The 21,198-nt window shown below is 70.4% G+C and carries 11 protein-coding genes and 1 pseudogene; 8 read left to right on the top strand and 4 right to left on the bottom strand.

Translation table 11 applies throughout. The features are described from left to right. Positions 1-201 precede the first annotated feature (201 nt). The 7 genes from OG936_RS08675 (at position 202) to pulA (ending at position 13,950) form a co-directional block, all read left to right on the top strand. Complete coding sequence (locus OG936_RS08675; protein WP_406493681.1) at positions 202-1,482, top strand: extracellular solute-binding protein; 1,281 nt, start codon at positions 202-204, stop codon at positions 1,480-1,482. Positions 1,483-1,501: 19 nt separating this feature from the next. Continuing rightward, positions 1,502-2,518 carry a carbohydrate ABC transporter permease gene (locus OG936_RS08670; protein WP_406493679.1) on the top strand — a complete coding sequence of 339 codons (1,017 nt, stop codon included), beginning with the start codon at positions 1,502-1,504 and terminating at the stop codon, positions 2,516-2,518. Then, positions 2,515-3,408: a sugar ABC transporter permease gene (locus OG936_RS08665; protein WP_406493677.1), complete on the top strand. Its 894-nt coding sequence runs from the start codon at positions 2,515-2,517 to the stop codon at positions 3,406-3,408. Before OG936_RS08670 ends, OG936_RS08665 begins: the two co-directional genes overlap by 4 nt. A gap of 101 nt (positions 3,409-3,509) precedes the next feature. Then, on the top strand, positions 3,510-5,186 hold the full coding sequence (locus tag OG936_RS08660) for a glycoside hydrolase family 13 protein (RefSeq protein WP_406493675.1): 1,677 nt from the start codon (positions 3,510-3,512) through the stop codon (positions 5,184-5,186). After that, complete coding sequence (locus OG936_RS08655) at positions 5,171-6,229, top strand: LacI family DNA-binding transcriptional regulator (protein WP_327259353.1); 1,059 nt, start codon at positions 5,171-5,173, stop codon at positions 6,227-6,229. Before OG936_RS08660 ends, OG936_RS08655 begins: the two co-directional genes overlap by 16 nt. Before the next feature lie 417 nt (positions 6,230-6,646). Further along, positions 6,647-8,347: a carbohydrate-binding module family 20 domain-containing protein gene (locus OG936_RS08650; RefSeq protein WP_406493673.1), complete on the top strand. Its 1,701-nt coding sequence runs from the start codon at positions 6,647-6,649 to the stop codon at positions 8,345-8,347. 290 nt (positions 8,348-8,637) lie between these two features. Beyond that, positions 8,638-13,950: a pullulanase-type alpha-1,6-glucosidase gene (pulA, locus tag OG936_RS08645; protein WP_406493671.1), complete on the top strand. Its 5,313-nt coding sequence runs from the start codon at positions 8,638-8,640 to the stop codon at positions 13,948-13,950. 215 nt (positions 13,951-14,165) lie between these two features. Here pulA and OG936_RS08640 read toward each other — a convergent pair. The 4 genes and pseudogenes from OG936_RS08640 to OG936_RS08625 form a co-directional block, all read right to left on the bottom strand. Further along, positions 14,166-14,628: pseudogene (locus OG936_RS08640) on the bottom strand (oxidoreductase); the annotation flags it as partial. 42 nt (positions 14,629-14,670) lie between these two features. Further along, positions 14,671-16,536: a hypothetical protein gene (locus OG936_RS08635; protein ID WP_406493669.1), complete on the bottom strand. Its 1,866-nt coding sequence runs from the start codon at positions 16,534-16,536 to the stop codon at positions 14,671-14,673. A gap of 271 nt (positions 16,537-16,807) precedes the next feature. Then, positions 16,808-17,455, bottom strand: a complete 648-nt coding sequence (locus OG936_RS08630) for a LuxR C-terminal-related transcriptional regulator (protein WP_406493668.1) — start codon at positions 17,453-17,455, stop codon at positions 16,808-16,810. After that, a complete protein-coding gene (locus tag OG936_RS08625) occupies positions 17,440-18,708 on the bottom strand; it encodes a sensor histidine kinase (RefSeq protein ID WP_406493666.1) in 1,269 nt (422 codons plus the stop codon). The genes OG936_RS08630 and OG936_RS08625 overlap by 16 nt, the downstream gene beginning before the upstream one ends. Positions 18,709-18,974: 266 nt before the next feature. Here OG936_RS08625 and OG936_RS08620 point away from each other — a divergent pair, with 266 nt between their 5' ends. Then, positions 18,975-21,131, top strand: coding sequence for an MMPL family transporter (locus OG936_RS08620; RefSeq protein WP_406493665.1), 2,157 nt, complete (start codon positions 18,975-18,977; stop codon positions 21,129-21,131). Positions 21,132-21,198: the final 67 nt, after the last annotated feature.

Below are 21,198 nucleotides of genomic sequence, written 5' to 3'. Positions count from 1 at the left end.
ATTACGGGCTGTGGCCTGCCGCTGCCAGGAATTGACACCCCCCGTCAAGAGGCTTGACGGCAACCGTGAGGACACGCGAAAGTAACGATTGTCGAGGCTTGCAGAAATCTTCCGCAAACTCTTTCGGTGTTCTTTCATCCTTGTTACGTTCACGTCGACCCGGCGCCGCGACGGAGCGGTACGGCAGTTGAAGGAGTTCAGATGCGACGTGGCATAACGGCCACCGCCCTGGTCGCGGCCCTGGCGCTCGCGGCGACCGCCTGCGGCAGCGACAGCGACAGCGAGTCCGAGGGTAAGAGCAAGAGCTCGGGCGAGCTCTCCGGCACGGTGACGTGGTGGGACACCTCGACCGTGGGCAGCGAGGACAAGGTCTTCAAGAAGATCGCCGAGGACTTCACCAAGCAGCACCCGAAGGTCCGCATCAAGTACATCAACGTGCCCTTCGGTGACGCGCAGAACAAGTTCAAGAACGCGGCCCAGTCCGGCTCCGACGCCCCCGACGTCATCCGCTCCGAGGTCGCCTGGACCCCCGAGTTCGCGGACCTCGACTACCTTGCCCCGCTGGACGGCACCGCCGCGCTGAAGAACCCGGACGACTTCCTGAAGCAGGCCGCCGCGTCCACCAAGTACAACGGCAAGACGTACGCAGTGCCGCAGGTCATCGACTCCATGGGCATCTTCTACAACAAGAAGATCTTCAAGGAGGCTGGGGTCGAGGTCCCCAAGACCGTCGACGAGCTGAAGACCGTCTCCAAGAAGATCAAGGACAAGACCGGCAAGACCGGCATGTACCTGCGCGGCGACGACGCGTACTGGTTCCTCTCCTTCCTCTACGGCGAGGGCGGCGACATGGTCGACGCCTCCAACAAGTCCGTCACCGTCGACAACCCCGCGGGCGTCAAGGCGATGAAGGTCGTCAAGGACCTCGTCGACACCGGTGCCGCCAAGACCGACGCGACGGACGGCTGGGACAACATGCAGTCGTCCTTCAAGGACGGCAAGGTCGCCATGATCATCAACGGCCCGTGGGCCGTCGCCGACACCTACGCAGGCAAGGAGTTCAAGGACAAGGCCAACCTGGGCATCGCCCCGGTCCCGGCCGGCTCCGCCGCGCAGGGCGCCCCGCAGGGCGGTCACAACCTGGCCGTCTACGCCGGGTCCAAGAACCTCGACGCCTCCTACGCGTTCGTCGACTACATGACGTCCGCGGACACCCAGGCCAAGGTCACCAAGGAGCTGAGCCTCCTGCCGACCCGTACCTCCGCCTACGCCAAGCAGGACGTCGTCGACAACGAGATCGTCGGCTTCTTCAAGCCCGTCGTCGAGACCGCCGTCGAGCGCCCCTGGATCCCGGAGACCGGCAGCCTCTTCGCGCCGCTCGTCACCGAGTACACCAAGGTCCTCACCGGCCAGACGACGCCGGAGAAGGGCGCCAAGACGACCGGCGACTCCTACCGCAAGCTCCTCAAGGGCTGGAAGTAACAGGAAGGCAGGCCGGCTGATGGCTGTCCACACCAGCCAGTCGGTGGCGAAGGCCGCGGGCGACGACGTCGCCCGCGGCCGGAGCCGCGGTACTGGCACCCCCACGCCGCCGGGCAGGCTCCGGCGGGCCCTGTCGACCCACTGGTACGCGTGGACCATGGTCGCCCCGGTCGTGATCGTGATCGGCGTGATCATCGGCTATCCGCTGGTCCGCGGCATCTACCTGTCGATGACCGATGCCAATGAGCGCAACGTCGAGCGGTCCATCGGTGTCAACCACTCGCCCGCCACGTACAAGTTCGTGGGCCTGGACAATTACACCGAGGCGATCACGGGCGAGCAGTTCCTCGGCACGCTCGGGTGGACGCTGGTGTGGACGGTCTCCTGCGTGGCCATCACCTTCTCCCTCGGTATGGCCCTCGCCAACATCCTCAACCGCAAGATAGCCGGACGCTCCGCGTACCGGATGGCGCTCATCCTGCCCTGGGCCATCCCCGGCTTCGTCTCCGTCTTCGCCTGGCGCTTCCTCTACAACGAGGAACGCGGGCTGCTCAACAAGATCCTCTCCGGCGGCGGGATCGACGCCGTGCCCTGGCTCAACGACCCCACCTGGGCGAAGGTCTCCGTCATCGCCGTCAACGTCTGGCTCGGCGTGCCGTTCATGTTGGTCGCCCTGCTCGGCGGACTGCAGTCCATCCCCAGCGAGCAGTACGAGGCCGCCGAGATGGACGGTGCCACCGCCTGGCAGCGCTTCCGCCACATCACGCTGCCCGGACTGCGGCCGGTCTCCACCACGGTGATCCTGCTCTCCACCATCTGGACCTTCAACATGTTCCCGGTGATCTACCTGCTGACCCGCGGCGGACCCGGCGAGGCCACCCAGATCCTGGTCACCCAGGCGTACAAGTTCTCCTTCGAGATCAGCCCGCGCGACTTCGCGCAGTCCTCCACCTGGGGCGTACTGATCCTCGTACTCCTGCTGATCTTCGCCGCCGTCTACCGGCGAGTCCTGCGCACCCAGGGAGACGACTGGTGACCACCGCCCCCGCAACCACCGCCCCGGCGACCTCCGCACGGCACTCCGCGCGCAAGGTCCGGCTGCGCGGCGAGCGTTCGCCGATCGCCTCCGTCGGGCTGCACCTCACGCTCATCGTCGCGTCCGTGATCGCCGTCTTCCCCGTGCTGTGGGTCCTGCTCACCTCGCTGAAGCCCGCCGCTTACGCGACCACCACGGACTTCTTCAAAGAGACGACGTTCGCCAACTACACGAACCTCATCCAGAACACGAAGTTCCTCACCTGGTTCGGCAACTCCCTGCTCATCGCCGGGCTCACCACGCTCCTCGGCGTCATCGTCTCCGCCTCCACCGGCTACGCCGTCAGCCGCTTCCGCTTCCCCGGCAAGCGCGGGCTGATGTGGACGCTGCTGATCACCCAGATGTTCCCGGTCGCCGTCCTCATCGTGCCGATCTACAACATCATGGCGGGCATGGGGCTGCTGAATCAGCCCGCCGGCCTCGTCATCACCTACCTCACCATCTCGGTGCCGTTCTGCGCCTGGATGATGAAGGGCTTCTTCGACACGATCCCGCGCGAGATCGACGAGTCGGGCCAGGTCGACGGCCTCACCCCGTTCGGCACGTTCTGGCGGCTCATCCTGCCGCTCGCCAAGCCCGGCCTCGCCGTCACCGCGTTCTACTCCTTCATCACCGCGTGGGGCGAAGTGGCGTACGCCTCCGCCTTCATGGTCGGCGAGGACAACCTCACCCTCGCGGGCGGACTCCAGCTCTTCGTCAACAAGTACGGAGCCCAGTGGGGAGCGATGACCGCCGCGTCCGTGCTGATCGCGATACCCGCGGCCCTGGTCTTCCTCTTCGCCCAGCGCCACCTCGTCACCGGCATGTCCGCCGGAGCCGTCAAGGGCTGACGCGGCCCGCCCCGTACGCCCCGCACGCACCAAGTCACGGCGTCGCCGGTATCCCGACCCGGTCCGGCGACGCTCCCCACCCCAGACACCCCAGGGACGACATGACCCAGCACCTCGCTGCCCCCTCCACCGGCACGTCCGCCGACGCTCCGGCCCACCGGACCGGCTGGTGGCAGGACGCGGTGATCTACCAGGTCTATCCACGGAGCTTCGCCGACGGCAACGGCGACGGCATGGGCGATCTCGCAGGCGTACGCGGCAGACTTCCGTACCTCAAGGGTCTCGGTGTCGACGCGGTCTGGCTCAGCCCGTTCTACGCGTCCCCGCAGGCCGACGCGGGCTACGACGTCGCCGACTATCGCGCCATCGACCCCATGTTCGGCACCCTGATGGACGCCGACGCGCTGATCCGGGACGCCCACGACCTGGGCCTGCGGATCATCGTGGACCTGGTGCCCAACCACTCCTCCGACCAGCACGAGTGGTTCAAGCGGGCCCTCGCGGAAGGCCCCGGCTCCCCGCTGCGCGAGCGCTACCACTTCCGCCCCGGCAAGGGCGCGGACGGCGAACTCCCGCCCAACGACTGGGAGTCCATCTTCGGCGGCCCCGCCTGGACCCGGACCACCGACCCGGACGGCACCCCCGGCGACTGGTACCTCCACCTCTTCGCGCCCGAGCAGCCGGACTTCAACTGGGAACACCCGGCCGTCGCCGACGAGTTCCGCTCGATCCTGCGCTTCTGGCTCGACATGGGCGTCGACGGCTTCCGGGTCGACGTCGCCCACGGCCTCGTCAAGGCCGCCGGCCTGCCCGACCTCGGCACGCACGACCAGCTCAAGCTGCTCGGCAACGACGTCATGCCGTTCTTCGACCAGGACGGGGTCCACGCGATCTACCGCTCCTGGCGCACCATCCTCGACGAGTACCCCGGCGACCGCATCGCCGTCGCCGAGGCATGGACCCCGACCGTCGAGCGCACCGCCAACTACGTGCGCCCCGACGAGATGCACCAGGCGTTCAACTTCCAGTACCTCTCCACCGCCTGGGACGCCGCCGAGCTGCGCGAGGTCATCGACACCTCGCTCGACGCGATGCGTCCGGTCGGTGCCCCCGCCACCTGGGTGCTCTCCAACCACGACGTGACCCGGCACGCCACCCGGTTCGCGAACCCGCCCGGCCTCGGCACCCAGATCCGCACGGCCGGCGACCCCGTACTGGGCCTGCGCCGGGCCCGCGCCGCCACCCTGCTGATGCTGGCGCTGCCCGGTTCCGCGTACGTCTACCAGGGCGAGGAGCTCGGCCTGCCCGACGTCACCGACCTGCCCGACGAGGCCCGCCAGGACCCGTCGTTCTTCCGCGCGGAGGGCCAGGACGGTTTCCGCGACGGCTGCCGGGTGCCGATCCCGTGGACCCGCGAGGGCGGCTCGTACGGCTTCGGCAGCGGCGGCAGCTGGCTGCCGCAGCCCGACAGCTGGGGCGCGCTGAGCGTCGAGGCGCAGACCGGCGACGCGAACTCCACGCTGGAGCTGTACCGGGCCGCGATCGCCGCCCGCCGGGCGCACCCGGGGCTCGGCGCCGGGACCGCGGTGGAGTGGCTCCAGGCCCCCGAGGGGCTGCTGATCTTCGCCCGCCCCGGTTTCATCTGCACCGTCAACACGACGGGCCGTCCGGTACGCATCCCCGTGCGCGGCACCGTCCTGCTGTCCAGCGCCCCGGTCGTCCCCGACGGCGCCGAGATCGAGCTGCCCGCGGACACCACGGTGTGGTGGACGGTGTGACGGTTCCCCTGCCCAGGACCGGTGGTGCGCCGAGGCTCTCGGACATCGCCGGCCAGGCAGCGGTCAGCGAGGCGACCGTCAGCCGGGTGCTCAACGGGAAACCGGGTGTCGCGGACACCACGCGTCAGCGGGTGCTCGCGGCGCTGGACATCCTGGGCTACGAACGTCCTGTGCGGCTGCGGCAGCGCAGCGCCGGGCTGATCGGGCTGGTGACTCCCGAGCTCACCAACCCGATCTTCCCGGCGTTCGCGCAGGCCGTCGAACAGGCCCTGGCCGGGCACGGCTACACCCCGGTGCTCTGTACCCAGACACCCGGCGGCGCCACCGAGGACGAACTCGTCGAGCAGCTCGTCGAACGGGGTGTCGGCGGGATCGTCTTCCTGTCCGGGCTGCACGCCGACCTGTCGGCCGACCCGGCCCGGTACGCCGCACTCACCGAACGCGGTGTGCCCTTCGTCCTGATCAACGGCTACAACGAACGGATCAACGCCCCGTTCGTCTCGCCCGACGACTCCGCCGCCGTACGGATGGCCGTCGGCCACCTCGCCGAACTCGGCCACCGCAGGGTCGGCCTGGCCATCGGGCCGCAGCGCTACGTGCCGTCCCGCCGCAAGCGCGAGAGTTTCCTCGACGCCGCCGTGAACGTCCTCGGCCTGGACCGGACCGAGGCCGAACTCCTGGTCTGCTCCGCGCTGTTCGGTGTCGAGGGCGGTCAGGTCGCGGCCGGTGCGCTGCTCGACCAGGGGTGCACGGGCATCGTCTGCGGCAGTGACCAGATGGCGCTCGGCGTGGTGCGCGCGGCCCGGGGCCGCGGACTCGGCGTGCCGCGCGACGTGTCGGTGGTGGGCTTCGACGACTCGCAGCTGATCGCGTTCACCGACCCGCCGCTGACGACGGTGCGTCAGCCCGTGCAGGCGATGGCGGCCGCCGCGGTGAGCGCCCTGCTGGAGGAGATCGGCGGCAGCCCGGTGCAGCGTACGGAGTACGTGTTCCAGCCGGAGCTGGTGGTACGGGGGTCCACGGCCGCGGTCCGCGGCGTCTGAGGCCGGGCGAGCGCTCCGGCGTCGCGGTGCACAGGAGAGGCACCCGGGAGTCGGCCCTGACGGGCCCGCGGGGAGTGGGTGACTCCGGGTGCCTCTCGTGTCCGTGACCGGCCCGGCCGGCCGGGCGCGTGGGGTCCGGGATCACCGGAACCCCCGGCCGGCCGGACCGGAGTCGGGAGAAACGTAACAGTGCTGCAATGTTTTGCGTAAGTCCTTGCAGGAAGAAATCTGCTGGATTTCGTGGATGTGGGCGGGTGGTGTCCAAAGGGTTGACCGAGGCCGGGCGGGATCGTACGGTCTCCACCGCGGCAAGGTTTGCATTCTTGCAGCAAGAACCTTCAGGAGCCTTGAGGGCAGGGCGCGTTGTCACGTGAGGCTGCACCGTCACCCGCATTTCCCCCCACAGCAGGAGGAAACATGGCACGCAGACCCCTGTCTGCAGCGCTCGCCCTGATAGCAGGGGCCGCCGCTCTCGTCGCCCCCACGACGACCGCCCAGGCCGCCACGCCGGGCGGCAAGGACGTCACCGCCGTCCTCTTCGAGTGGAAATTCGACTCCGTGGCCAAGGCCTGCACGGACTCCCTCGGCCCGGCCGGCTACGGCTACGTGCAGGTCTCGCCGCCCCAGGAACACATCCAGGGCAGCCAGTGGTGGACCTCGTACCAGCCGGTCAGCTACAAGATCGCCGGCCGGCTCGGCGACCGCGCCTCCTTCGCCGCCATGGTCGGCACCTGCCACAGCGCGGGAGTCAAGGTCGTCGCCGACTCCGTCATCAACCACATGTCGGCGGGATCGGGCACCGGCACCGGCGGCTCCTCGTACACCAAGTACAACTACCCCGGCGTGTACTCCGCGGCCGACATGGACGACTGCACCGCGCAGATCAGCAACTACCAGGACCGGGCCAACGTCCAGAACTGCGAACTCGTCGGCCTCGCCGACCTGGACACCGGTGAGGAATACGTCCGCGGCCGGATCGCCGCCTACCTCGACGACCTCCTCTCCCTCGGCGTCGACGGCTTCCGCATCGACGCCGCCAAGCACATGCCCGCCGCGGACCTGGCCGGCATCAAGTCGCGGCTGAGCAACCCGAACGTCTACTGGAAGCAGGAGGCGATCTACGGCGCGGGCGAGGCCGTCCAGCCCGACGAGTACACCGGCACCGGGGACGTCCAGGAATTCCGCTACGCCCGCAGCCTCAAGCAGGTCTTCAACAACGAGAACCTCGCCCACCTGAAGAACTTCGGCGAGGGCTGGGGCTTCATGCCGTCGTCGAAGGCCGCGGTCTTCGTCGACAACCACGACACCGAGCGCGGCGGCGACACACTCAACTACAAGGACGGCGCCGGCTACACCCTCGCCAGTGTCTTCATGCTGGCCTGGCCGTACGGATCGCCCGATGTCCACTCCGGCTACGAATGGACCGACAAGGACGCGGGGCCACCCAACGGCGGCACGGTGAAAGCCTGTTACAGCGACGGGTGGAAGTGCCAGCACGCCTGGCGCGAGATCTCCTCCATGGTCGGCTTCCGCAACACGGCACGCGGCGAGTCCGTCACCGACTGGTGGGACAACGGCGGGGACCGGATCGCATTCGGCCGCGGGGCGAAGGCGTACGTCGCGATCAATCACGAGGGCTCCTCGCTGACCCGTACGTTCCAGACGTCGCTGCCCGCAGGTGACTACTGCGACATCCAGTCCGGCAACGGCGTCAGCGTCGACGGCTCCGGCCGGTTCACCGCGACGCTGGGAGCCAACACGGCCCTGGCGCTCCAGGTGGGCGCCCGTACCTGCTCGGGCGGTGGCACCCCGAACCCCGGCACCTCCGGTGCCTCCTTCGGCGTCAACGCCACCACCCAGCCCGGCCAGAACATCTACGTCACCGGCAACCAGGGCGCGCTCGGCAACTGGAACACCGGCAGCGCGCCGAAGCTCGACCCGGCGACGTACCCGGTGTGGAAACTCGATGTGAACCTGCCCGCCGGTACGTCGTTCGAGTACAAGTACCTCCGCAAGGACGCGAGCGGCAACGTCACCTGGGAGAGCGGCGCGAACCGCACCGCCACCGTGCCGGCGTCGGGGAAGGCCACGCTGACGAGCGACGTCTGGCGCAGCTGACATCGGTGACCGGTCCGGGGCCGACCCCAGCGCCCCGGACCGGCAGGTGACCCGGGGGCCGGGGACGCATCGGGCGTCTCCTCGGGTGACGCGGACTCGTCCGTCACCGGGAGCGAAGCGCCTCATGACCGCGTATCCCTGCGGGGATCACCCCGAAACCTCCCCTCCCGGGCCACCGTCGCCTTCACATGGGCGTCCGGCACCGGGGGAGGAGCGCCCGCCCCTCTCCCGGTGCCCGGCAAGTCCGCCCGCCCCGAGAACCACATCCCGCACGCAAGGAGACCCCGCCCGTGTCCCGTTCCACCCTCAGACGGGGAGCCGTAGCAGCACTCTGCGCGGCGCTCCTTCCCGTCGTCCCGGCGGCATCCGCATCCGCCGCGCCGAGACCGCCGGCCCCGCCCTCGGACGCCCGGCTGGCCGCCGAACCCGCACGCCACGACCTGACGCGTGAACAGTTCTACTTCGTCATGCCCGACCGGTTCGCCAACGGTGACACCTCCAACGACCGCGGCGGACACACCGGTTCACGCCTGGAGACCGGCTACGACCCCACGGACAAGGGCTTCTACCAGGGCGGCGACCTCAAGGGCCTGACCCGTCGGCTCGACTACATCAAGGGCCTCGGCACCACCGCCATCTGGCTCGCCCCGATCTTCAAGAACCGCCCCGTCCAGGGCACCGGCAAGGACGCCTCGGCCGGCTACCACGGCTACTGGATCACCGACTTCACCCAGGTCGACCCGCACTTCGGCAGCAACGCCGACCTGTCCAAGCTGATCGACAAGGCCCACGACAAGGGCATGAAGGTCTTCTTCGACGTCATCACCAACCACACCGCGGACACCGTCGACTACGCCGAGAAGCAGTACGGCTACCGCCCCAAGGGCGCCTACCCCTACCTCGACAGGGACGGCCGCCCGTTCGACGACAGCAAGGGCCTGGCGAAGGTCGACGCGGACTCGTTCCCGTACACCCCGAAGAACACCGGCGACAAGGTTCCGGCCTGGCTCAACGATCCGACGATGTACCACAACCGGGGCGACTCGACCTACGCCGGCGAGTCCACCACGTACGGCGACTTCTCCGGGCTCGACGACCTGTGGACCGAGCGGCCCGAGGTCGTCTCCGGCATGGAGAAGATCTACGAGAAGTGGGTCCGGGACTTCGACATCGACGGTTTCCGGATCGACACCGTCAAACACGTCGACCTGGACTTCTGGACCCAGTGGGCGACAGCGCTCGACACCTACGCGGCCAGGCACGGGCGCAAGGACTTCTTCATGTTCGGCGAGGTCTACTCCGCCGACACCGCCATCACCTCGCCCTACGTCACCCGCGGCAGGCTCGACGCGACGCTCGACTTCCCCTTCCAGGAAGCGGCACGCCAGTACGCCTCGCAGGGCGCCCCGGCCGCGAAACTCGCGGCGGTGTTCGCCGACGACTACCGCTACACCACCGACAAGGCCAACGCCTACGAGCAGGTCACCTTCCTCGGCAACCACGACATGGGACGCATCGGGTCGTTCATCAAGCAGGACAACCCGAAGGCCGATGACGCGGAACTCGTCCGACGTGTCCGGCTCGCCAATGAGCTGATGTTCCTCAGCCGGGGCAACCCCGTCGTCTACTACGGCGACGAACAGGGCTTCACCGGCGCGGGCGGTGACAAGGACGCCCGCCAGACGATGTTCGCGTCCAGGACAGCCGACTACCTCGACGACGACGAACTGGGCACCGACCGCACCCACGCCTCGGACGCGTACGACACGAGCCACCCCCTGTACCGGGACATCGCCGCGCTCTCCGAGCTCACCCGGAAGAACCCGGCCCTGCGCGACGGCGTCCAGACCGAGCGCTACGCCGAAGGGTCCGTCTACGCCTTCTCCCGCACGGACCCGAAGAAGCCGACCGAGTACGTCGTCGCCACCAACAACGGCACCGGACCCAGGACCGTCGAGCTGCCCACCGCGACCGCCGGTATGAACTTCCGGACGCTGTACGGTAATTCGGTCGATGTTCGCAGCGCGGCCGATAAGAAGATCACCGTCACCGTGCCTGCCCTCTCCACCGTCGTGCTGCGCGCGGAAAAGCCCCTGGACGGCCCCACCGCCAAGCCCTCGATCACCCTGAAGGCGCCCGGCGCCGGAGCCACCGGCACCGTCGAGATCTCCGCGGACGTCGACGGCGGATCCCTGAACCGTGTCGTGTTCGCCGCACAGACCGGCAACGGGAAGTGGGTCACGCTCGGTTCCGCCGACCACGCCCCGTACCAGGTCACCCAGCACCTGGACGACCAGGTGGCGGCCGGAACGCCCCTGCGGTACAAGGCGGTTGTCGTCGACGCCGCCGGCCGCACTTCGAGTGCCCTCGCCTCGTCCACCGCGGGACAGGCACCCGCCGCCGAGAAGCCCGTAGCCGTCGAGCGCGACTACGCCGTCGTCCACTACAGACGTGCGGACGGCGACTACGACGGCCGGCAGCTCAAGGCGGGCGAAACATCGGCCGCGTTCACCGGGCGCGACGCCTATGGCGCCTTCGCCTGGATCAAGCTCGACGAGGGTGCCTCCTCCCTCGCGTACACCGTCGAGAAGGACGGCACGGCCGACGGTCCGGAGCGCACCGTCGACCTCGCGAGGACCGGACAGGTCTGGATCGAGCAGGGCAAGGACGGCCAGACCGACGAGGCCCCCGACGGCGTCTACCCGCCGCAGGACACCACCAAGGCCGTCCTGCACTACTACCGGGCCGACGGCGACTACGACGGCTGGGGTCTGCACACCTGGACCGGCGCCAAGGACCCCACCGACTGGGCCAAGCCGCTCCAGCCGGTGAAGAAGGACGCCTCCGGCGCCACCTTCGAGGTGCCGCTCACCGACGGCGCGACCTCGCTCAGCTACATCCTGCACAAGGGCGACGAGAAGGACCTGCCCAGCGACCAGTCGCTCGACCTCGCCACCTACGGCCACGAGGTCTGGATGCTCGGCTCCACGCCCGGCTACCTGCTGCCGCAGACCGGCGGCGTCCCCACCCCCGACCTCACCAAGGCCGAGGCGCAGTGGATCGACGCCGACACGGTCGTATGGAAGGTGACGGCCACCGCTGCCACCAGCCAGCAACTCGTCTACGCCAAGAACGGCGGCATCTCCGTCGTCGACGGGGCGCTGTCCGACGAGGGGCAGTGGCTGCGGCTCGCACCGTCCGCGCTGAGCGACGCACAGAGGACGAAGTACCCGCACCTCAAGGACTACCCGGCGTTCACCGTCGACGCCCGGGACCGGGACAGGGTGCGCGAGGCGCTGCGCGGCCAGCTGATCGCCACCCAGCGCGCCGCCAACGGTGCGCTTCTCGCCGCCACCGGCGTACAGAGCGCGGGGGTGCTCGACGACCTCTACGGGAAGAACGCGGCCACCGCCTCCCTCGGCCCGGTCTTCGACCACGGCCGCCCCACCCTGTCCGTCTGGGCACCCACCGCCCGTACCGTCGCCCTCGAACTCGACGGCAGGACCGCCCCCATGCACCGCGACGACCGCACGGGCGTCTGGTCGGTCACCGGACCGAAGAGCTGGAACGGCAAGCCCTACCGGTACGCCGTGAACGTCTGGGCGCCCACCGTCCGGAAGATGGTCACCAACAAGGTCACGGACCCGTACTCCACCGCCCTGACCACCGACTCCGCCCGCAGCCTCGTCGTCGACCTCGACGATCCGGAGCTGGCGCCGCACGGCTGGTCAGGCCTGCGGAAGCCCGCCGCCGTCCCCCTGCGTGACGCGCAGATCCAGGAGCTGCACATCCGCGACTTCTCGATCGCGGACCGCACCTCGAAGCACCCCGGCGAATACCTCGCCTTCACCGACAGCCGCTCCGACGGGATGAAACACCTCAAGCAGCTCGCGGATTCCGGTACCGGTTACGTCCATCTGCTGCCCGCCTTCGACATCGGCACCATTCCGGAGAAGAAGTCGGCCCAGCAGAAGCCGGCCTGCGATCTTTCCGTGTACGCCCCCGACTCCGAGGAGCAGCAGGCCTGCGTGGCGAAGGCCGCGGCGCAGGACGGGTTCAACTGGGGTTACGACCCGCTGCACTACACCGTCCCGGAAGGTTCGTACGCCTCCGGCCCGAACGGCACGCGACGGACCGTCGAGTTCCGGCAGATGGTGCAGGGGCTGAACGGCGCGGGTCTGCGGACCGTCATGGACGTCGTCTACAACCACACCGTGGCCTCCGGCCAGGACGACAAGTCGGTGCTCGACCGGATCGTGCCCGGCTACTACCAGCGGCTGCTGGACGACGGCACCGTCGCCACCTCCACCTGCTGCGCCAACACCGCGCCCGAGAACACCATGATGGGCAAGCTCGTCGTGGACTCGGTCGTCACCTGGGCCAAGGAGTACAAGGTCGACGGCTTCCGCTTCGACCTGATGGGCCACCACCCCAAGGCCAACATCCTCGCCGTCCGCAAGGCGCTCGACGCGCTGACCACGGCCAAGGACGGCGTCGACGGCAAGAAGATCATCCTGTACGGGGAGGGCTGGAACTTCGGCGAGATCGCCGACGACGCCCGCTTCGTCCAGGCCACCCAGAAGAACATGACCGGCACCGGCATCGCCACCTTCTCCGACCGGGCCCGCGACGCCGTCCGCGGCGGCAGCCCCTTCGACGAGGACCCGGGCGTGCAGGGCTTCGCCACCGGCCTCTACACCGACCCCAACACCTCGACCGCCAACGGAACGAAGGCCGAACAGAAGGCCCGGCTGCTCCACTACCAGGACCTGATCAAGGTCGGCCTCACCGGCAACCTCGCCGACTACACCTTCACCGACTCCTCCGGCCGCACGGTCAAGGGCTCCGGTGTCGACTACAACGGCGCCCCCGCCGGATACGCCGCGGCCCCCGGTGACGCCCTCGCCTACGCGGACGCCCACGACAACGAGTCGCTGTACGACGCGCTCGCCTTCAAGCTCCCGGCGCGCACATCGGCGGCGGACCGGGCCCGCATGCAGATCCTGGCGATGGCGACGGCCACCCTCTCGCAGGGGCCCTCGCTCTCCCAGGCCGGCAGCGACCTGCTGCGCTCCAAGTCCCTGGACCGCAACTCGTACGACAGCGGCGACTGGTTCAACGCGCTCCACTGGGACTGCCGCGACGGCAACGGCTTCGGCCGCGGACTCCCGCCGGCCGCCGACAACCGGTCCAAGTGGCCCTACGCGAAGCCGCTGCTGGCCGACGCCGCACTCAGCCCCGGCTGCGCCGAGATCGACGGTGCCTTCGCCGCGTACCGGGACCTGCTCACCATCCGGTCCACGGAGAAGGACTTCGCCCTCGCCACCACCGGGCAGGTGCAGTCCGCCCTGTCCTTCCCGCTCTCCGGGAAGGACGAGACACCGGGGGTGATCACCATGCGGCTCGGAAAGCTGGTGGTCGTCCTCAACGCGACCCCCGCCACCACGACCCAGCAGATCGCCGTACTGGCGGGGAAGCGGTACACCCTGCATCCCGTCCAGGCTGCGGGCGCGGATTCCACCGTCAAGAAGGCCACGTACGAGAGGAGTTCGGGAAGCTTCACCGTCCCGGGGCGTACGGTGGCGGTGTTTTCCCTGAACTGAGTGCCGACAGGGCTACGTTGAGAGGCAGCAAGCCGCCGGGGATGCCGCAGCACGGCACCCCCGGCGTGCCCCTTCCACGGGCCGTCCACCTGTTTCGGCGACGGTGACCATGGCGAGCAACATTCCCGAGGAGACAACGAGCTTTGTCGGACGGAAAGCGGAACTCGCCCGGCTCGAACACACCCTCGCCACGCACCGGCTGACCACCCTCACCGGCAGCGGCGGTGTCGGCAAGACCCGGCTCGCCGTCCGTGCGGCTCGCGCACCGCGGCCGGCACCGACCGGCCGGCCGGTACGTGGACCGTGCGGCCGGAGCGGCGCAGTTCGACCTCGAAGGGACCGGAACCGGCCGATGTCGTGGTCGCCGCGCTGAAGCGCTCCAGGTGCAGGGTGCGGCCGGGCGGGAGTGCGGCGGCGACCGCGTCCGTCAGGGGGCTCGGGGCCGCAGCAGTAGACGGCCGTGCCCGGCGCCGTGTTCGCCGGGGCCGCGGCCGTGTCCGGGCGGCCCGCCTCGTCCTGCGCGACGACGGTCACCCGGTCGCCCTCCGCACCCAGCTTCTCGATCTCGCCCAGGAACGGCATCGAGGCCCGCGAACGTCCGCCGTACAGCAGCCGCCAGTCGGCACCCGAGGCCGCGACGGACCGCACCATCGACAGGATCAGGATTCCCCGCCCTCCGTTTCCCCGGCACCCGGTTGCCCGCCTCCGGGGGGCCGGGCGTCAGCGCAGGGCGCCCACCCGACTGCCGTCCGCCAGCGTCCCGTTCAGCCGCGCCCGGTCGCCCGCCCTGGCCGGTACGGCGAGGAGCCGGCTCTCGGACCGTCCCTCCACCCCGTCCGACGTGGTCAGCGAGGCGAACTGCTCGCTGCCCGCCGCCAGTACGTACCAGCGCCCGCCGTGCGACTTCCACAGCACCCCGGCCAGCACCCGCGGATCACGCATCCCGCAGGCCGGTGAGTCCTCGGCCCGGGCCGCGACCGCCCCGGGCGGGCCGCCGGTCGCCACGGACGGCGCCGACGGGGCCTGGAACTGGGCGAGGACCCGGCTTCCGGTGCCCCGCCAGGTCTCCGCCCGGGTGCAGAGCCAGCGCGCCGAGCCGTTGTCCTCGGGCAGCGGCTGCTCGGCGTACTGCCAGGAGTTCACCGACCGCACGCCGTGCGAACGGACTGCGGGCAGCAGGCAGGCGGTCCGCGCCCAACTGTCCCGCTCCGCCCGCCCGGAGACGTCGTGCGGCGTGGCCGGCGGGCCCGACGTCAGCCGGGCGGGGGGCAGCTCGCCGAGGTCCGTCATCAGCCGGACCACCGGGCCGTCGCGCAGCTCGATCGCTTCCCAGGAACGGCAACTCCTGGCCGTTGCCGGGCTGTTCAGTGCGGCCGTCACCCCGTCGGCGGTGCGGTGCAGCGGCCGCGGGGCGCCGCCCGGGGCGAGCAGATCCCGTACGGAAACGGCACGCACCCAGGGTGCGGTGAGATAGCGGACCCGGCCGCCCGTGCGGCCCACGATCAGGGCGCCGGACGAGGCCCTGTCGGCACTGTCGACCCGGGCGAAGTCGAGCGCCACGCCCCGGCCCGCAACGGCGTCCCGGGGTTCCGCGTACCGCACGACGCGCAGCCCGTCGTAGAACAGCACCACCGTCGCCCGGTCCACCCCGCCCGCGTACAGCAGTTGCGGCGCCCCCATCGGCGGCCCGGCCGGTGTCCCGGGCGTCGCCGACAGGCGCACCGCGCCGTCCGGGTGCGCCCACACGGTGAGCGCGCGGCGCAGCAGCCGGACGTCCCCCGCGCGGTCGCCGCGGGTGGGCCAGGTGGTGAAGTCGGTACGGGGCGAGCGCCGCCAGAACGCCACCGGAACACGGGTCAAACCGCCAGGGTCCAGGGCCTGTTCGGTGGCGGCGTTGTGGGCGTAGGGCGTTACGGGCGGTGCGCCGCGCCCCCAGCCGTGGCCCGGCAGCCCCAGCAGCGCCCCGCACACCAGCAGCGCCGCGACGGCCGCCACCGCCGCCTTCGCGTACCGACGGCGGCGCAGCAGATCCGGCGGCCGGGCCTGGAGCGAACAGGGATCGAACTCCGGGGACCCGAGGAGCTCGTACGGCGCCGACACGCCCTCCGCCGCCGCGAGCGCCGCATGCGGATCAGCCACCCCGGCAGCGGCGAGCACCCGCCGCACCTCCGCATCCGTCAGCCGCTCCAGACCGCGCAGGACGTACGCGGCGCGCCCCGGACCGGAGAGCGCCGACAGGGCCTGCTCCAGGGCGAGTTCCTCCGCTCCGCCGGAGTGCGGGAACAGCCGCAGCCCCCACACCAGCGGGAGGAGGGGCGGCAGCCGGCGAAGCCGTGGACGGCCCGTCTCCAGCGCCGCGCGCAGCAACCGCACGCGGACGTACGCATACCCTGTCCGGCGCCCCGACAGCAGGCACCGCTGGGCCAGGGCGTGCGCCGTCAGGACGCGGCGGTGGCTGCCGAGGGACGGCGGCAGGACGAGATAGCCGAGGCGGGCCAGGCGCGGATAGTGCTCGACGAGCGCGGCCCCGGCCTGCTCCCCATCGGCCGGGGCGGCTGCGGAAGGTACCTCTGGCAGTGGTCGCACGTTCAGCAGAACGAGCGAAATGGTGCGATGGTCACCCCGGCGCACCCGTGTCGTGCGATGCGCCGCGCTTCCCTCCGCGCGCGCCCCCTCACGCCGACTGCCACCCGCTGCACCGGTCGGGAACGGAAGGGAACCATGGCACGACGTACCCGTGTGCTCAGTGCGCTCGCACGGGCGGCGGCTGCCGCCCTCGTCCCCGTACAGGCCCTCGCGCAACAGCCCGTCGCCGCGCGACCCGCCGGGGTACGCGCGGCCACGACGAAGTCCCGGCTCAGCCGTGGTCCAGGTAGGCGAGGACCGCGAGAACGCGGCGGTTGTCGTCGTCGGACGGCGGCAGGCCCAGCTTCCCGAAGATGTTCGAGGTGTGCTTGGCCACCGCCCGCTCCGTGATCACCATCTGCGAGGCGATCGCCGCGTTCGAACGGCCCTGCGCCATCAGCTCCATGACCTCCCGCTCCCGCGGCGTCAGCCCGCCCATCGGCTTGTCCTGCGAACGCCGCGACAGCAACTGCGAGATCACCTGCGGGTCCATCGCCGTGCCGCCCGCGGCGACCCTGCGCACCGCGTCGATGAACTGCTCGGCGTCGAAGACCCGGTCCTTGAGCAGATAGCCGATGCCGCCGTTGCCGTCCGCCAGCAGCTCGCGCGCGTACAACTGTTCCACGTGCTGAGAGAGCACGAGCACCGGAAGCCCCGGTCTGGCCTGCCGGGCCGCCAGCGCGCACTGCAGGCCCTCGTCCGTGTGGGACGGCGGCAGCCGGACGTCGACCACCGCGACGTCCGGCGCCAACTCGGCCAGCGCACACGTCAGTTCCGGTCCCGTCTCGACGGCCGCCGCGATCTCGAAGTCGTACGCCTCCAGCAGCCGCACCAGGCCGTCACGGAGCAGAAAGAGATCTTCGGCTAGGACAACTCGCAAGGGATCTCCATGGTCACCATGGTGGGACCGCCCGCGGGGCTGCTGACGGCCATGATGCCGTCGAATGTACCGAGTCGGCGTTCGATTCCGCTCAGCCCCGAGCCGGATCCGACCGCCGCACCACCCCGGCCGTTGTCCGTGACGGAGACCCGCAGCATGGCGTCCGTGTGGTGGACGTCCACCCAGACGCGGTCGGCCCCCGAATGCTTGGCGGCGTTCGTCAGCGTCTCGCTCACCGCGAAGTACGCGGCCGACTCGACCGCAGCGTCCGCCCGCCCGTCCAGCTCCACCCGGACCTCCGACTCGATGGGCAGCCGCAGCGCCAACGCCCGGACCGCGTCCCCGAGTCCGCGTTCGGCGAGGACCGGCGGGTGGATGCCCCGGACCAGATCGCGCAGCTCCGTGAGCGCCTCCGCGGAGGACTGGCGGGCCATGGCGAGGAGCTTCTTCGCCTGCGCCGGGTCCTTCTCGATGAGCGCTTCCACGGTGCCCAGATTCATGCCCATGGCGACCAGCCGGGCCTGCGCGCCGTCGTGCAGATCGCGCTCGATGCGCCGCAGTTCGGAGGCGGCGGTGTCCACGGCCTCGTGCCGGGTCTCGGTCAGCCGGTCGACACGCCGGGCCAGCTCCTGCTCCTGGGTGGGGGCCAGCATCGCCCGGGTGATCACGAAGTGCAGCCGCACCAGCCGGTCACCGACCAGCACACCGGTCGCGAGGATCGCCACGCCGAGCGCGGCGGCGGCAAGCCCCGACGCCTGGCTGTCGACCGGCACGAACCCGTACCAGTACCGGTCGTCGGTGAAAACCCGCCACAGGCCCGCCGCCAGGACGAACCCCTCCAGCGGGTAGATCATCAGCCCCGTCGCCAGGGTCGCCACGACATAGCCCGCGGTCATGTCGACCAGCAGCCAGCGGAGGTCCCGCCAGGTCGCCGGGTCCTTCAGCATCAGCGTGGTCCGCTCCACCTGCCCCGTGAAGCCGGTGCGCAGATCCTTCGGGAAGGGGCGGTACGGGACCGGGATGCGTATGCCGGACCAGGTGACCGCGAGCAGCCGGCGCCGGTTGGCGTGCTTGCGGACCAGCTCCAGGACGTGGGGGGTGGTGAACAGGCCGACGCCCAGCGGGATGAAGGCGATTGAGAGCACGGCCCACACGAAGAGGGTGAGCGACCCGGCCAGGCCGGCGAGCGACAGCACGAATCCGCGCCCGGCGGCCGACAGCGCGCCCCGTATCCGTTTCCGTATCGCGTTCATCCCGGTTCCGTCCTCTCCCTGCCGGACCCCGTGGCAGGCCCGGCCCGGACAGTCTCACCTGCCGGGCGCCCCCGATGTCAGCCGTTTCCCCACCCGGACGGGGTGTATCCAGCACCACCCCGCCGCCTTCGCCCTATGGCTCCGCGAGTGGGGGTTTCGACGGCTGGGGCGGCAGACGCCCCGTTCCTAGATTCATCGACGACGCACTTCCTGCATCTCTTCCATCTCTTCCACTTGCGTCCGAACCTTCTGGGGGCGAACACGCCATGAGGCGCAACCTCGCGGCACGTATCGGTGTGTGGAGCGCACACCACCGCAAAACCGCCATTCTCGGCTGGCTGCTCTTCGTCGTGCTCGCCACGGGCATCGGCGGCGCATCCGGCCTGGTCGAGATGACCGACTCGGAGAACGCCGCGGGTGATTCGGCGCGGGCCGAACAGATCCTCGACGACGCCGGACTCGGGCGGCCCGCCGGCGAACTGGTCATGGTCTCCGCCACGAAGGCGGGGGACTGGCGGGGTCCCGCCCGCGACCTCGCCGCGGCCATCGGGCGGACCGGTGAGGTGACGAACCTCGCGGCGCCCGTCCCCTCCGAGGACGGCAAGGACGCGCTGATCACCTTCGATCTGAAGGGCGACGCGGCGACGGCTCCGGACCGGGTGCAGCCCGTCCTCGACGCCGTGGCCACCGCCCGGGCGGACCACCCCGACGTCACCATCCACCAGTTCGGCGAGGCCAGCGCCGGGAAGTGGCTCGGCGACCTGCTCTCCGAGGACTTCAAGAAGGCCGAGTTCACCGCCGTGCCCCTGGCCCTCGGCATTCTGCTGGTCGCCTTCGGGGCCGTCGTCGCGGCGCTGCTCCCGGTCGGTCTCGCACTGACCGCGTGCATGGCCGCCTTCGGCCTGCTCTCGCTCGCCAGCCACCAACTGCACCTGTTCCAGACCACGTACTCCGTGATGTTCCTGATGGGCTTCGCCGTCGGCGTCGACTACTGCCTCTTCTATCTGCGGCGCGAACGCGACGAGCGGGCGGCGGGACGCGATGCCGAGACGGCCCTGCGGATCGCGGCGGCGACCAGCGGCCGGGCCGTGCTCGTCTCCGGGCTCACGGTGATGGTCGCGATGGCCGGCATGTTCCTGTCCGGACTGATGCTGTTCAAGGGCTTCGCGCTCGCCACGATCACCGTGGTCTTCATCGCGATGCTGGGCTCGGTGACGGTGCTGCCCGCGCTGCTGTCCTGGCTGGGCGACCGGATCGACGCGGGACGTGTCCCCTTCATCGGCCGGCGAGGGAGCCGGCGTGGCGGCAGGCGCGCGGGCACCAGTGGCGATACCGCCGGGACGGTGCTGAAGCCGGTCCTGGCCAGGCCGAAGATCTTCGCGGTCGCCTCGGTCGCCGTACTGCTCGCGCTGGCCGCGCCCGCCCTCGGCATGAAGACCGAACAGCTGGGCCTGGAGAAGCAGTTCGGCTCCGACTCGCAGCTCTCGGTCGCCTACCGGCAGATCGACGAAGCTTTCCCCGGCGGCCCCGCTCCGGCACGGGTCGTCGTCAAGGCCGACAACATCGAGGCACCCGCACTGCGCAAGGCGTTCGCCGGCTTCGACGAGGTGACGGTCCACCGGGCGCAGAACGTCGCGGAGATCGAGGTGCCGCTCCCAGGCGGCGCGGCCGGCCTTGCCGAGCTGCGCGAGAAGCGGCTGCCCGCCGCGTTCGAAGGAACGGGGGCCCAGGTGTACGTGACCGGGGAAACCGCCGGGTCCGTCGACTTCAGCGACCAGCTGAAGCGCGGCATCGTCCCCGTCTTCGCCTTCATCACGGCGGTGACGTTCCTGCTGATGCTGTTCTGCTTCCGCTCGTACGTCATCGCGGTGACGTCGATCCTGCTCAACCTGCTGTCCGTGGCCGCCGCGTACGGGGTGATGGTCGCCGTCTTCCAGCACGGCTGGGGGGCCTCGCTGATCGGCTCCGAGGGCGTCGGTGCGATCGAGGCGTGGATTCCGCTGTTCGTCCTGGTCGTCCTGTTCGGACTCTCCATGGACTACCACGTGTTCGTGGTCTCCCGGATCCGCGAGGCCCGCGACCGCGGACTGTCCACCCGGGCCGCGATCGACGAGGGCATCCGGCGGACCGCGGGCGCGGTGACCGGAGCGGCCGTGATCATGGTCGCGGTCTTCGCGGTCTTCGGGACGCTGTCGATGCAGGACATGCAGCAGATGGGCGTCGGCCTCGCCGTGGCGGTACTGCTGGACGCCACGGTCGTACGGATGGTCCTGCTGCCCTCCGTGATGGCGCTGCTGGGCGAGCGGAACTGGCGGACCCCGCGCGGACTGAGCCGACTGCCGGGCCTGGAGCACGGCGAACCGGAGCCGGACGCGGGCACGGGGGTGGCCGGGGTCCCGGTGCGGTCCGGGGCGCGAGGCTGACCGACCGGGCACGTGACAGCGGCCCCGGTCCGGTACGTACCGGGGCCGGGGCCGCTCTCCCGCGTAC

This window comes from Streptomyces sp. NBC_00846 (genome assembly GCF_045207325.1).
Taxonomy (GTDB): Bacteria; Actinomycetota; Actinomycetes; order Streptomycetales; family Streptomycetaceae; genus Streptomyces.
The sequence above is the reverse complement of the archived record's forward strand: the minus strand, read 5'-3'. Positions and strand labels throughout refer to the sequence as shown.

Excerpts from the sequence above, each read along its gene's own strand:
- OG936_RS08650 (WP_406493673.1), top strand. The coding sequence starts at position 6,647 with ATGGCACGCAGACCCCTGTCTGCAGCGCTCGCCCTGATAGCAGGGGCC.
- OG936_RS08660 (WP_406493675.1), top strand. The coding sequence starts at position 3,510 with ATGACCCAGCACCTCGCTGCCCCCTCCACCGGCACGTCCGCCGACGCT.
- OG936_RS08620 (WP_406493665.1), top strand. The coding sequence starts at position 18,975 with ATGAGGCGCAACCTCGCGGCACGTATCGGTGTGTGGAGCGCACACCAC.
- OG936_RS08670 (WP_406493679.1), top strand. The coding sequence starts at position 1,502 with ATGGCTGTCCACACCAGCCAGTCGGTGGCGAAGGCCGCGGGCGACGAC.
- OG936_RS08625 (WP_406493666.1), bottom strand. The coding sequence starts at position 18,708 with ATGAACGCGATACGGAAACGGATACGGGGCGCGCTGTCGGCCGCCGGG.
- OG936_RS08675 (WP_406493681.1), top strand. The coding sequence starts at position 202 with ATGCGACGTGGCATAACGGCCACCGCCCTGGTCGCGGCCCTGGCGCTC.